This window comes from Rahnella aquatilis CIP 78.65 = ATCC 33071, assembly GCF_000241955.1.
Taxonomy (GTDB): domain Bacteria; phylum Pseudomonadota; class Gammaproteobacteria; order Enterobacterales; family Enterobacteriaceae; genus Rahnella; species Rahnella aquatilis.
Genome location: NC_016818.1, coordinates 1,749,015 through 1,761,702, shown reverse-complemented (window position 1 = coordinate 1,761,702; position 12,688 = coordinate 1,749,015). Strand labels below are relative to the sequence as shown.

Genomic DNA, 12,688 nt, shown 5'->3' with positions numbered 1-12,688 from the left:
GACCTTGCCGGGCGCTCCGCCCGGCGTTTTAAGCATTACTTTGACTTACACCCGACATCAGGAACGCATTATGTTCAGCCGTGACGAACCGGACTTTCATGTCATCAGTGTCAGCCAGCCGCCGGAAGGCATGCTGGAGGATATCCGCGCCCTGTTGCAACAAAGCCAGTTAGGCATGGATGACGACATTGAGCAGTTCGTGGTGGCCTGCTCCGGCCGCCGGCTGGTCGGCTGCGCCGGTCTGGTCAGCAACACGATCAAATGCGTCGCCGTGGCCGCCGACTGGCGCGGGGAAAATCTCAGCGCCAGATTGCTGGGTGAAGTGGAAAATCTGGCGGTGTCCGGCGGCAAATTCCATTTATTTCTCTATACGCGGCCATCGAATCTGCAGCGCTTTCGCGGCTGCGGATTTTACCCGCTGGTGCAATGGGATGACGTTGCCGTGCTGATGGAAAACACACCGGTGGGCATCAGCCAGTATTGCCGCGGGTTGCAGCGCCATTACCACCACGGTCAGCGCATCGGTGCCGTGGTGATGAACGCGAACCCGTTCACCCTCGGGCATCGCTTTCTGGCAGAACAGGCAGCGGCAACCTGCGACTGGTTGCATGTGTTTGTGGTCAGCGAAGATGTGTCGTATTTCCCGTTTCAGGAGCGCCTTGCCATGGTCCGTCTGGGTGTCGCAGACCTGCCCAACGTGACGGTGCATGCCGGTTCTGAATATCTGATCTCCCGCGCAACCTTCCCCGGCTATTTCCTCAAGGACGCCGGGCTGGTGAATCAGGCGTGGAGCGTGATGGATTTACTGATTTTCCGTCAGTACATCGCACCGGCGTTAGGGATTACGCACCGTTTTGTCGGCAGCGAGCCTTTCTGCCCGGTGACTCATCAGTACAACTGCGACATGCATGACTGGCTGGAAGCACCCGACCGCCTGGCATCGCCACCGCTGAAGGTCGTTGAGTTGCCGCGCAAACGTCACGCCAGCGGCCGGGCCATTTCGGCATCTGAAGTGCGCGCGTTGCTCCGGGCGCATCAGTTACCGCGTATCCGCGACATTGTCCCGCCCGGCACTTACTCGCACCTTGAGCAACATTATTCCGCCACTGCGCCCGCTGAACCGGTGCATGACGATGTCCATATTATTTCACCCTCACTTTGTTAACAGCAGGAAAAATCGATGAAAATTGTGAAGGAGGCGCTGGCAGGCACGGTTGAATCCAGCGATTTGCTGGTCAAAATCGCCCCGGCCAGTGAGCTGAATGTGGTGATCAACAGTGAAGTCATCAAACAGTTTGGTGATCAGATCCGAAGCGTGGTCAGCGAGACACTCGCCGCCCTCGGCGTGACCGAAGGCTTACTGATTATCGAAGATAAAGGCGCGCTCGATTGTGTGATCCGCGCCAGGGTACAAAGTGCGGTGCTGCGCGCGGCACAGGCTGAAGAGATTAACTGGGAGACGTTACGATGAAAAAACTCCGCCGCAGCATGCTGTTCCTGCCGGGAGCCAGCGCCGCCATGTTGTCCACTGCATTTATTTATCGTCCGGACTCCATCATGTTCGATCTGGAAGATGCCGTTTCGCTGCGCGAGAAAGACACCGCACGCATTCTGGTATTTCATGCCCTGCAACACCCGATGTATCGCGATATTGAAACCGTGGTGCGCATCAATCAGCTCAGCACCCCCTTTGGCCTTAAAGATCTCGAGGCCGTGGTACGTGCCGGAGTGGATGTGGTGCGCTTACCCAAAACCGATACGCCGGACGATATTTTTGAGCTGGAAGCACATATCGAACGCATCGAGAAAGACTGCGGTCGTGAACCCGGTTCGACCAAAATCATGGCTGCCATCGAATCGGCCATTGGCGTGATTAACGCCGTGGCGATCGCCCGCTGCTCATCGCGTCTGATCGGCATCGCGCTGGCGGCTTTCGATTATGTGATGGACATGCAAACCGAGCGCGGTGACGGTACCGAACTGTTTTATGCCCGCTGCGCCGTGCTGCACGCGGCACGCGCCGCCGGAATTGACGCCTTCGATGTGGTGTATTCCGACATCAACGATGAGGCCGGTTTCCTGCGTGAAGTGGAACTGATCCGCAAGATGGGCTTTAACGGCAAATCCCTGATCAACCCGCGACAGATTGAGTTGCTGCATAACGCTTACGCGCCGACGCAGGAAGATGTCGACTATGCGCACCGCGTGATTGCTGCCGCAGAGGAAGGCGAGCGCAACGGTCTGGGCGTAATTTCGCTCAACGGCAAGATGATCGATGGCCCGATCATTAACCATGCGCAGGTGGTACTGGAACGCGCCAGTGCATCCGGCATCCGTCGCTAGCCCTCAATTTTGCACAGGAATATCAAGATAATGAGTCATTTAACTGAAACTTTGCACAGCCTTTATCCGCAGCTCAGGCATCTGACTGCCTTTGACGGTGCGCACCGCAATACGCCGTATCTTTCCGATCCCGATGCCCGCCTGCACCGTAAACTTTGCGATTCTCTGGAACAGGCGATTGCCCGCAGCGGCCTGAAAGACGGCATGACCATTTCCTTCCACCATGCTTTCCGTGAAGGTGATCAGGTCATTAATAACGTCGTCGCCACACTGGCGAAGCTCGGTTTTAAAAACCTCACGCTGGCGTCCAGCTCGCTGATGACCTGCAACGATGCGCTGATCGAACCTATCCGCAGCGGCGTCATCACCCGTATTTATACCTCGGGAATGCGTGGCAAACTGGCCGATGCCATTTCTCACGGACTGATGGAAGAACCGGTACAAATCCACTCGCACGGCGGCCGGGTTAAATTGTTGCAGGACGGCGAACTGAAGATTGATGTCGCGTTTCTCGGCGTGCCATGCAGCGATGAATTCGGCAACGCTAACGGCACGCACGGTAAATCCTGCTGCGGTTCGCTGGGCTACGCGATGGTGGATGCGCAGTTCGCCAGAACCGTGGTGCTGCTGACCGAAGAACTGGTGCCCTTCCCTAATATGCCCGCCAGCCTGGTGCAGGATCAGGTGGATTACATCGTTAAAGTCGATCAGGTCGGCGATCCGGCGAAAATCAGCGTCGGCGCAGCGCGGGTGACCAGTAATCCGCGCGAACTGATGATCGCCCGCACGGCGGCTGAAGTCATCGAATACTCCGGTTATTTCAAACCGGGCTTTTCGATGCAAACCGGTTCCGGCGCAGCGGCTACGGCTTGTACCCGTTTCATGGAAGAGAAAATGGAACGCAACCAGATCACCGCCCGTTTTGCCCTCGGGGGCATCACCGGCAGTCTGGTGGATTTGCATGAAAAGGGTTTGATTGAAACGCTGCTGGATACGCAATGTTTCGACGGCCAGGCGGCGGCGTCACTCAGCCGTAACCCGCAGCACATCGAGATTTCCACCAATGTGTATGCCAATCCGGGCGCGAAAGCGGCGAGCTGCGATCAACTGGATATTGTCATTTTAAGTGCGCTGGAAATTGACACCGGCTTTAACGTTAACGTGATCACGGGTTCCGACGGTGTCATGCGTGGCGCGTCCGGCGGTCATTGCGATGTCGCCAGTGCGGCCAATCTGACCATTGTCGTCGCGCCTTTACTGCGCAGCCGCATTCCGACCGTGGTGCGTCGTGTCACCACCCGCGTCACGCCGGGGGAAAGCATTGATGTGCTGGTGACTGATCACGGGATTGCCGTCAATCCGGCACGTCCGGAAATCCGGCAGCGGCTGGAAGAGGCGGGTCTGAAAATCATGGATATCGAAGCCCTTTATCAGCGGGCGATTTCCCTGACCGGCGAACCGAAACCGATTGAATTCACCGACCACATCGTGGGTGTTATCCGCTATCGCGACGGCAGCGTGATCGATGTGGTTCACCAGGTAAAAGAGGACGCATAATGACCATCATGACGCCTGCTGATGCAGGCGTCAGCCTGGAGGATTTGCTGGCAGCAAAAGAACTGCGTGCCCAACGGCAAACCGACTGGCTGACACAATTCTCACAGCCGCTGATTTCACTGACGCTGGTGACGCCGGGGCCGGTGAAAGATTCCGTGAGCTACCGTCAGGTGATGCGCGAGGCGTTGCAACATGCCGAAGTCATGCTGCTGCAACACGGCTGGCCGGTGCTGAAACATCAGGTTTTCTGGCTGCCTACTGGCGCGGAAGCGTTCTGGTGTGTGGCACATCCGGCACCGGAAGTGAAAGCCGCCACGGTTGAACTGGAACACTCACATGCTCTCGGGCGTTTATGGGATTTCGATGTGATCTGCCCGCAGGCGGGCGTTGTTGGTCGCCGTTCGCTGGACAATGCCAGCCGCCGGTGCCTGATTTGCGACGGTCCTGCGCATGCCTGCTCCCGTTCGCGTCGGCATCCGCTGCCACACGTTATCGCTAAAGTGGAGGCACTGATTGATGGCTGGCACCGCACGCGCTGAGCGCCCTGGCTGTGCTGACATCGCCACGCTGGCAGCCGATGCGCTGCGCCGTGAAGTCTGGCTGACGCCCAAACCGGGTCTGGTGGACAGCGCCAATAACGGCTCGCACCGCGACATGGATTTACCGCTGTTTCTGCGCAGCATTGACGCTATCACGCCCTGGCTGCATCAGTTTTTCACCCTCGGTCAGCAGGATTTCCTGCACCCCGCGCAGGCGATGCTGACGCGCATCCGCCCGACCGGAATAGCCTGCGAACAGGCGATGTTCGGTGCCACACAAGGCGTTAATACGCATAAAGGCGGTATCTTTTCACTGGGATTATTGTGCACCGCCGCAGGCAGGCTGACCGGCCAGAGCCAGCCACTGACCCGTCGCCGTTTATGCGCTGAAGTGGCCGCCATGACGCAGGGGCTGGTTGAACGTGAATTACAAAGCTGCCGCCAGCCGGTGACTGCCGGTGAACGGCTGTTTATGGCGCACGGCATGACCGGTGCCCGTGGCGAAGTGCAGAGCGGTTTCCTTACCCTGCGCCGTCACGTATTTCCGCACTGGTACAGCGAAACCCATCCTGAACGCCGCAGCCTGAACGCCCTGCTGCGTCTTATGGCGTATAACCCGGATACCAATCTGGTGGCGCGCGGCGGGCTCAGCGGATTACATTTCGTACAAAATTATGCCCGCCGGTTACTGACATCGGGCTGGCAGAAAGAGGATTTACAGGAGATGGATCAGGCGCTGATCGCCCGACATCTCAGCCCCGGCGGCAGTGCTGATTTACTGGCAATTGCCACCGTGCTGATGGCTTTCCCGCAATGAATTCGTTCCCTGAATTCACCCGCATGCTGGTGCCCGGATTACGTGACAGCGAGGCCGGACACTGGCAAAGCCGCTGGCATGAGCAGCATCCGCACTGGCTGCGTATAAAACAACGCAACTGGGCGCAGGTTGATCTCGAGGGCTGGATCACCGCCATCGATCGCGAGCAAAAACAGGCCACATCCCCGCTGTTGCTGATCGGCCACAGTTTTGGCGCACTCGCCAGTCTGGTGTGGGCGAACCGTCATCCGCAACGCGTGGCGGGTGTGATACTGGTCGCCCCCGCCGAGCCCATGCGGTTCGGTCTCGATGATGATATTTTCCCGGCACCGCTGGCCGTGCCGGGGCTGCTGGTGGCAAGTCACACCGATCCGTTGCTGTCTTTCGGCCGGGCAGAGTTTTGGGCACAGGCATGGGGCTGCGAGCTGGCCGATATCGGCGAAGCCGGACACATCAACGTGGAATCAGGATTCGGCGACTGGCCGTGGGGGCTGGCAAAACTGGAGGTGTTTGCCGCGCAACTGGCGGCAAACTTGTCGGATTAAATGCGCAATAATGCTTTCAGCGTGACGTTACTCAACAATGCGGGTTTGTGTGGTCGGCGCAGGCTGCGATTTCTGACAGCACAGGAAAACCATCACCAGCAGCGGGATCCAGCCCAGCATATAACACTGCCATACCGTCATCTCATCACGTCATTTTACCGGTTAATCAGTTTTATAACGTTAATTTTCAATTCGTAATCGAACAGAGCGTTTTCTTACTGGCCCCGCAATTGCTGCGCCAGAATATCGAGCTGGTCGGCTATCTGATTGAGATCTTTATCCTGTTGCCCCGGCGCTCGGGTGGAATTACGCACCACCAGTTTCGCGGGCAGAATTTTGGATGAGGTCGCTTCGGGGCTGTCAGCCAGCAAATGTTCAACCGCCTCTTTGCTCTGCAAATCGAGATCCAGTGACACGGTAGTCAGTGCGGGATGGAAGAATGCGCTGTCGTAGGTGTCATCGTAACCAATGATCGACACCTGCTGCGGGATGGCGACATTGTGCTGATGCAGCGCACTGATCACGCCCAGCGCCATCTGGTCATTGCCCACCAGCATGGCGGTGAACTGCGGGGTTTCACGTAAAATCTGCAACGCACTGTAATAACCACTTTTCGCGCTCCAGTCGCCGTGGATCACGGTCACCGGCTGGATCCCCTTCTCTGCCAGCGTTTCCTGCCAGCTTTTCAGACGCAAACGGGAAGACACGGAATCTTCCGGCCCCGCCAGCAAGGCAAATTCGCGATGCCCTAAATCATGCAGATATTCCACGCTGGCACGCGAGCCATCCGCCGGATTAAAGCAGACGTTAAACACTGTGCTGGTCGGATCGACATCGAGAAACAGACACAGAATGTCGCGGTTATTTTCATAAATCCGTTCCGCCTCGGTGCTTTCCAGCGGGATGTTAATGATCATGCGGTCAACACGTTGCGATTTCAGCTCGTTGATCGAGTCCTGAATGCTCTGATTGACGTCTTCATCAATCATTGAAATCAGCACCTGATACCCCGCCTGATGGGCATATTTTTTCACTGACGCGGCAATTTGCGACGGCGCGTGTAATGCCAGTGATGTGGTGACCAGTCCGATGGTAAAACTCTGCTTTCCTACCAGTTGCTGCGCCAGCCGGTTCGGCACATAGCGCAGAACTTCAATGGCCTGTTCAACCTTCAGACGCGTGGCATCTGAAACATTGGCCGACTTATTTAACACCCGCGACACCGTCTGATACGAGACACCGGCATAGCGGGCAACATCTTCTAATGTCGAACTTTTTGATTTCATTCTTTCCCCAGACCGCAACCCGTGTTTTTACGCAATCTTATGATAATCGAGCCAACGTACGGGATCTCATTTAAAAGTTCAATCCGGGCATCGCATCACTGCATAAGTTATACGTTAACATTGCATATAATCGTGATTTATATCACTCATAATTTATCATTAATCCATAAGTTGTAGACATAACTCACATTTCACAATATGTAAAATTGATCATTATTGTTTCTGGGTATCTTATAGATTCCGTAAATGTGAACGTCATACAATCATAAGGAAAAAAAATGAAACACAACTTACGCACTCTGGCTGTGGCGGTTTCCCTCGCCATCACAGCGGGCCCTGCTGTGGCAAATGATATTGATTTCCATGGATATCTGCGTTCGGGGCTGGGGGTTTCTGGCGGTGGCGGTCTGGAACAATTCCAGAAAAACAAAGTCGGGCGTCTGGGTAACGAAGATGACACCTACGGCGAAGTCGAACTGGGCAGCGAAGTTTACAAGAAAGACGACGTGAGTTTTTATGTCGACTCTATGGTCAGTATGGTGTCTGACGGCTCCAATGATGATGAAAACACCCTCAATGATGATGCACAGTTCGGCCTGCGTCAGTTGAATCTGCAAATCAAAGGGCTCGTGCCGTGGGATAAAGATGCGGTGATCTGGGGCGGTAAACGTTATTACCAGCGCCACGACTTACACATTATCGATACCAAATACTGGAACATTTCCGGTGCCGGTGCCGGTATTGAGAACCTGAAAATGGGTGAAGGTGCGCTTTCTCTGGCGTGGATCCGTGGCGATGCCAATGACGTGGATTACCGCGTGGATGGCAATAACGATGTGAACATTAACTACATCGACGTGCGCTATGCCGGGATCAAACCGTGGAGCGGTGCGTGGATGGAAATCGGTGCCGACTACGCCATGCCAAACCTGTCGCATGACCAGAAAGAGTACGGCGGTCTGTACGATGCGGATAACGGCGTGATGTTGACCGGTGAAATCAGTCAGGACATGTGGGGCGGCTACAACAAACTGGTGTTGCAGTATGCGAATAAGGGCCTGGCGCAGAACATGATTTCGCAGGGCGGCGGCTGGTACGATATGTGGAACTACACCAATGACGCCAGCGGTTATCGCGGTATCATCACCGGTCTGATCCCGATCACCAGTAAGTTCAGCCTCAACCATGTGCTGACCTACGGCCACGCAGAAAATATCACGGATTACACCGACACCACTGAGCTGGTTTCACTGGTGGGTCGCGCGCAATACCAGTGGACTGATTATGTGCGTACCATCGGTGAAGTCGGTACCTTCTATCAGAAAGATGATTACAAGAATGGTTCGAACAGCAAGCAAGGCGGTCAGAAATATACCCTGGCGATGGGTCTGGCAGCCGGTCCGGAATTTATGTCACGTCCTGAATTACGTGTATTTGCCTCGTATCTGAATGATTCTGAGCATGGCGATACCTTTGACGACCATACCAAAGCGGATACGTGGAACTTTGGGGTACAGGTCGAAGCCTGGTGGTAAATTTCCTTCATTCTTGAAGCTGTTGCTGCGTTGGCTGCGTTTACTCACCCGAATCACTGACACTTGTCAGCTCATTGGGATTCGTTCACTTGCCGCCTGGCTACAACTCCAATAATTTTGGAAATGTGAAGTTATATTGTACAAAAATAAATATCCTCATTGTTATACAGCGACAGACAAAAACTTAATTTCTCTTGTAGGGGATCGTTACGTTTTTTCTCCGCACAGCAGCATCATTATTATTATTTATAAAAAGCAGAAACAATAAAGGCAGCCTTGTGTCGGGCTGCCTTTATTTTTGGGATTGTTTCAGCAACAGAGTTTAATTACTTTTCAGTCCAAACTTCTCAGTCATTAATTTCTTCAGGCTGTCGGATTGTTTACCGAATATCGCATGCACTTCCTGGCCGATAATCACCACGCCAATTGCGCCGGTCTGCTGGATAGCGCCGGAGTTCACCCGCCTGAGTTCTTTCACGGTCACCCGCAAACGGGTAATGCAGGCATCAACGTTAATAATATTCTCGCGCCCGCCGAGGGCATCAATTAATAACACCACGTCAGTCGATGGCGGAACTTCATTGTCAGGCGTTTTATTCTTCGCAGAGAATACATGCATAAAGTCTTTAATATTTACCATGATGAACACTCTCTTTCAGGAATGAAAAAAACGTGCAACCGGGAGAACCTGATTGCACGTCGCTGTTAAAAATAAGGGGTTAAGCAATAACGGATAAGCGGCGCGACAGGATCTGACAACCAAACGCCGGCAGCGTCAGCTTGCGCGGTAATATACCGCCGTGCACCATGTCGCGATAATCGTCCGGCAGCGTCACTGTCTGGCTGTCTGCCGCGTAGTTTTGCAGGAAGATAAATTCACTTTCCCCGTCGGTGCGGCGTGCTGCAGTGACGCCTTCCGGCAGTTCGGTATCTATCGCCTTCGGCAGTTTCATCTCTTTGGCCAGCGCGCTATAAAAATCAGCGTGGAACTGCTGATCATTGCGCGAGGCCAGATAATACGCCTGCCCTTTGCCAAACAGATTCACGGTCACGGCTGGCGTTCCGGCATAGAAGTCATCACCGTAAGTTGCCAGCGCCGCCGCGCCTTCCAGATGGATCACTTCACACAATTCGCTGGCACGGTACGGGCCGTTTAAGCCCAGTGCATTGCCTTCGGTGCCGCTGACGCTGTTGTGCTGGTCGTCAGTCAGGCTGTCGATTTCTTCCGCCCAGATACCCAGCACCGGACGCAACGGTCCGGGGAATCCGCTGAGGAAACACAGGTCCGTTTCGTTAACAATGCCGCTCCAGTAAGTCGCGACAAACCGCCCACCGGCCTGCACAAACGCGGTGATCCGCTCGCCGACGCCTGCGCGCACCATATACAGCATCGGCGCAATCACCAGGTCATAACCGGTTAAATCGCAATCGGCATTGATCACATCGACCGCAATGCCCTGCGCCCACAGCGCGCGGTAATGTCCGGCGACGGTATTTTCATACTCCAGCCCTTCATTACGCGGCCCGAGGGAGTCGTCCATCGCCCAGCGGCTTTCCCAGTCAAAGATAATCGCCACTCTGGCTTCCACGCGGCTGCCTGCCACCGGAGCCAGAGCCGATAAAATCCCGCCCAGTTCGGCCACTTCGCGCCCGACACGGGTATCAATATGCCCGACGTGATCGACCACCGCGCCGTGGAATTTCTCCGAAGAACCGCGGCTTTTACGCCACTGGAAATACTGCACCGAATCCGCACCGTGCGCGACCGCCTGCAGGGAAGACAGAATATGCATGCCCGGCTTTTTCAGTTTGCTGACCGGCTGCCAGTTGGTGAAACTCGGTGTCGATTCCATCAGCACAAACGGCTGCCCCTGTTTCAGGGTGCGCATCAGGTCGTGGTACATCGCGGTGTACGCTGCCAGACCGATATCGTCCTGACGGGTGTGCCACATCGGGTAACTGTCCCACGAGATGAAATCCAGCACGCTGGCGAGTTTCCAGTAATCGTAATCGTAGAAATATTCCATGAAATTGGTGGTCGCCGGTAACGCCGGATTCTCCGCTTTCAGCGGACGGATTTCCTCGCTGCAAAAACGGGTCACCTGATCGGTGTTAAAACGACGCCAGTCGAGGTTCAGGCCATGAACACCGCTTTCGCCCTGCGGTGACGGCGATTCAATCTGTGCCCAGTCGGTATACGTATGACTCCAGAAGGCGCTCCACCAGGCTTTATTCAGCGCATCGAGCGTGACATAGCGCGCTTTCAGCCAGTCGCGGAAACGTTCCTGACAGTAGTTGCAATGACATTCGCCGCCGTATTCATTGGAGATATGCCAGCCGATCACCGCCGGATGACGGGCATAGCGCTTCGCCAGCGCGCTGTTCATTAGTTGCACTTTTTCGGCATACACCGGCGAACTCATGCAGTGGTTGTGACGCCCGCCGTGCAGCGCTTTCACACGGTCACGGCCCACGCGCAGGACTTCCGGATATTTTTGTGACATCCACGCCGGGCGCGCCCCGCTTGGGGTGGCGAGAAAGACCGAGATACCGTGTTCATGTAAACGGTCCAGCACCTGATCCATCCAGCCAAACGTGAAGTGGCCTTCTTCAGGTTCCAGCGCTGACCAGCTGAAAATCCCGACTGACATGACATTACAGCGTGCCTCTTTCATCATTTCGACATCGCGAATCAGTACGTCGGGGCTTTCCAGCCACTGTTCCGGGTTGTAATCCGCGCCATGTAACAGGCCGGAAATCTTACTGCTCAGAAGAGGAAATTTCGTCATGCTTGGTCCTTAGGAACTTTAAGAAATATCAACTCCCCGGCTAATCCAGCCGGGGAAAAAGGGATTAATTGAAGACTTTGATGGAAGGAAGAACCTGGCCGTCACAGCTGAACAACGCCTGATTTTCGCGGGCGTTGCCCTCTTTCCAGTGGTCGTTGATGTAGGTCATGCCGGCCGGTGTCGCCCAGCCTGCGCCGTCAACGGCGATCCAGGTCGGTTCCCAGTAGAACAGACCCTTGCCGCGATGATCCGGCACAGCGACCAGGCTTTTGATCATGTCGCTGAGGAAGTCGGCCTGCCCCTGCACCGTGCCCGGATAGCCGCCGTCTTTGGCTTCTTTTTCCGTGAAGCTGTTTTCGGCCGCATCACAGTTTTTGGTGGTGTAACCGTAAGCGACTTCCACGACGATGACGTCTTTGTTGTAACGTTTGCTGATGTCATCCATGTTGGCCTGTAAGGCGGAAATCGGGCCGTTCCAGTAGGTGTAAAATGACAGGCCAATCACGTCGTAAGGCACCTTGCGCTGATTAATTTCATCGAACCACCAGCGGAAGGTGTCGTTTTTGGTGCCTTCCGCCAGATGCAGCATGATTTTGATGTCCGACGGATTTTTTTCGTCCGCCCGCACACCGGAAATCGCCGCATTCAGCAGTCCGGCCAGACGGTCAAACTCGCCGCCGCCCGCCCCCCAGCTTTTGCCTTCCGGCCACAAGATACCGCCGTTCATTTCATTGCCGACCTGCACCATATCCGGCACGGTGCCTTGTGCACGGAATCTGGCGATCACCTCACGGCTGTAATCATGAATGGCGGTTTTCAGTTGCGGATAATCCATTTTCTCCCAGCTTTTTGGCTTGAACTGTTTGCCGGGGTCGGTCCAGAAATCGCTGTAATGGAAATCGAGCAGGATCTTAAACCCCTGCGCTTTGGCGCGTTTCGCCAGTTCCAGCGTGGTGGCCAGATCGTTATTGCCGCCGCCGTACGGATGCCCCTGCGCGTCTTTCGGATCCACCCACAAGCGCAGGCGCACGTAGTTAAAACCGTTCTGCCGGAGGATCACCATCGCGTCGGTCTGCTTGTGGTTCTGATCAAAGAACCTGCCACCGTGTTTTTCGACGTCAATCAGCGTCGAAATGTCCGCGCCTTTGATGAAATCCGCCGGAACGTTGGCGACTTTTTTGATCACCACCTCCTGCGCCACGCCGGAAAATGACATCGCCAGCAGCACGCAGGCCATTGCGCTTTTGTTGAACATCTTCTTAGAAAAGAAAGTCATC

The 12,688-nt window shown here is 55.1% G+C and carries 12 protein-coding genes; 8 read left to right on the top strand and 4 right to left on the bottom strand.

The window, feature by feature from the left end; translation table 11 throughout:
* Positions 1-70 precede the first annotated feature (70 nt).
* Genes citC through RAHAQ2_RS08015 form a run of 7 tightly spaced genes read left to right on the top strand, consistent with a single transcriptional unit; the run spans position 71 to position 5,801 of the window.
* Positions 71-1,165, top strand: coding sequence for a [citrate (pro-3S)-lyase] ligase (gene citC, locus RAHAQ2_RS08045; protein WP_015696742.1), 1,095 nt, complete (start codon positions 71-73; stop codon positions 1,163-1,165).
* Between the two features lie 15 nt (positions 1,166-1,180).
* Positions 1,181-1,471: a citrate lyase acyl carrier protein gene (citD, locus tag RAHAQ2_RS08040; RefSeq protein ID WP_015696741.1), complete on the top strand. Its 291-nt coding sequence runs from the start codon at positions 1,181-1,183 to the stop codon at positions 1,469-1,471.
* On the top strand, positions 1,468-2,343 hold the full coding sequence (gene citE, locus RAHAQ2_RS08035; RefSeq protein WP_015696740.1) for a citrate (pro-3S)-lyase subunit beta: 876 nt from the start codon (positions 1,468-1,470) through the stop codon (positions 2,341-2,343). The genes citD and citE overlap by 4 nt, the downstream gene beginning before the upstream one ends.
* A 30-nt stretch (positions 2,344-2,373) precedes the next feature.
* A complete protein-coding gene (citF, locus tag RAHAQ2_RS08030) occupies positions 2,374-3,900 on the top strand; it encodes a citrate lyase subunit alpha (RefSeq protein WP_015696739.1) in 1,527 nt (508 codons plus the stop codon).
* On the top strand, positions 3,900-4,439 hold the full coding sequence (gene citX / locus RAHAQ2_RS08025) for a citrate lyase holo-[acyl-carrier protein] synthase (RefSeq protein WP_015696738.1): 540 nt from the start codon (positions 3,900-3,902) through the stop codon (positions 4,437-4,439). The genes citF and citX overlap by 1 nt, the downstream gene beginning before the upstream one ends.
* Positions 4,417-5,256 (top strand): triphosphoribosyl-dephospho-CoA synthase CitG, encoded by an 840-nt coding sequence (gene citG, locus RAHAQ2_RS08020; RefSeq protein ID WP_015696737.1) that lies wholly within the window; start codon positions 4,417-4,419, stop codon positions 5,254-5,256. Before citX ends, citG begins: the two co-directional genes overlap by 23 nt.
* On the top strand, positions 5,253-5,801 hold the full coding sequence (locus RAHAQ2_RS08015; protein ID WP_015696736.1) for an RBBP9/YdeN family alpha/beta hydrolase: 549 nt from the start codon (positions 5,253-5,255) through the stop codon (positions 5,799-5,801). The genes citG and RAHAQ2_RS08015 overlap by 4 nt, the downstream gene beginning before the upstream one ends.
* 215 nt (positions 5,802-6,016) lie before the next feature.
* Here RAHAQ2_RS08015 and RAHAQ2_RS08010 read toward each other — a convergent pair whose 3' ends face one another.
* Positions 6,017-7,087 carry a LacI family DNA-binding transcriptional regulator gene (locus RAHAQ2_RS08010; RefSeq protein WP_015696735.1) on the bottom strand — a complete coding sequence of 357 codons (1,071 nt, stop codon included), beginning with the start codon at positions 7,085-7,087 and terminating at the stop codon, positions 6,017-6,019.
* A gap of 278 nt (positions 7,088-7,365) precedes the next feature.
* Here RAHAQ2_RS08010 and RAHAQ2_RS08005 point away from each other — a divergent pair, with 278 nt between their 5' ends.
* Positions 7,366-8,622, top strand: coding sequence for a maltoporin (locus RAHAQ2_RS08005; RefSeq protein WP_015696734.1), 1,257 nt, complete (start codon positions 7,366-7,368; stop codon positions 8,620-8,622).
* A 322-nt stretch (positions 8,623-8,944) separates the two neighbouring features.
* Here the strand turns inward: RAHAQ2_RS08005 and RAHAQ2_RS08000 are convergent, their stop codons facing one another.
* From RAHAQ2_RS08000 to RAHAQ2_RS07990, 3 genes are all read right to left on the bottom strand, one after another.
* Positions 8,945-9,262, bottom strand: a complete 318-nt coding sequence (locus tag RAHAQ2_RS08000; RefSeq protein ID WP_015696733.1) for a PTS sugar transporter subunit IIB — start codon at positions 9,260-9,262, stop codon at positions 8,945-8,947.
* 79 nt (positions 9,263-9,341) lie between these two features.
* Complete coding sequence (locus tag RAHAQ2_RS07995) at positions 9,342-11,411, bottom strand: beta-galactosidase (RefSeq protein ID WP_015696732.1); 2,070 nt, start codon at positions 11,409-11,411, stop codon at positions 9,342-9,344.
* A 64-nt stretch (positions 11,412-11,475) separates the two neighbouring features.
* The gene (locus tag RAHAQ2_RS07990) at positions 11,476-12,627 is read right to left on the bottom strand and encodes a glycoside hydrolase family 53 protein (RefSeq protein ID WP_238532079.1); all 1,152 of its coding nucleotides are present in this window, start codon (positions 12,625-12,627) and stop codon (positions 11,476-11,478) included.
* Between the last annotated feature and the right edge of the window lie 61 nt (positions 12,628-12,688).

What these genes read in the sequence shown, in the direction of transcription:
- citC (WP_015696742.1), top strand. Translation starts at nt 71, where the DNA reads ATGTTCAGCCGTGACGAACCGGACTTTCATGTCATCAGTGTCAGCCAG.
- RAHAQ2_RS08010 (WP_015696735.1), bottom strand. Translation starts at nt 7,087, where the DNA reads ATGAAATCAAAAAGTTCGACATTAGAAGATGTTGCCCGCTATGCCGGT.
- citE (WP_015696740.1), top strand. Translation starts at nt 1,468, where the DNA reads ATGAAAAAACTCCGCCGCAGCATGCTGTTCCTGCCGGGAGCCAGCGCC.
- RAHAQ2_RS08005 (WP_015696734.1), top strand. Translation starts at nt 7,366, where the DNA reads ATGAAACACAACTTACGCACTCTGGCTGTGGCGGTTTCCCTCGCCATC.
- citG (WP_015696737.1), top strand. Translation starts at nt 4,417, where the DNA reads ATGGCTGGCACCGCACGCGCTGAGCGCCCTGGCTGTGCTGACATCGCC.
- citX (WP_015696738.1), top strand. Translation starts at nt 3,900, where the DNA reads ATGACCATCATGACGCCTGCTGATGCAGGCGTCAGCCTGGAGGATTTG.
- RAHAQ2_RS07995 (WP_015696732.1), bottom strand. Translation starts at nt 11,411, where the DNA reads ATGACGAAATTTCCTCTTCTGAGCAGTAAGATTTCCGGCCTGTTACAT.
- RAHAQ2_RS08000 (WP_015696733.1), bottom strand. Translation starts at nt 9,262, where the DNA reads ATGGTAAATATTAAAGACTTTATGCATGTATTCTCTGCGAAGAATAAA.
- RAHAQ2_RS08015 (WP_015696736.1), top strand. Translation starts at nt 5,253, where the DNA reads ATGAATTCGTTCCCTGAATTCACCCGCATGCTGGTGCCCGGATTACGT.
- citF (WP_015696739.1), top strand. Translation starts at nt 2,374, where the DNA reads ATGAGTCATTTAACTGAAACTTTGCACAGCCTTTATCCGCAGCTCAGG.
- citD (WP_015696741.1), top strand. Translation starts at nt 1,181, where the DNA reads ATGAAAATTGTGAAGGAGGCGCTGGCAGGCACGGTTGAATCCAGCGAT.
- RAHAQ2_RS07990 (WP_238532079.1), bottom strand. Translation starts at nt 12,627, where the DNA reads ATGTCATTTTCCGGCGTGGCGCAGGAGGTGGTGATCAAAAAAGTCGCC.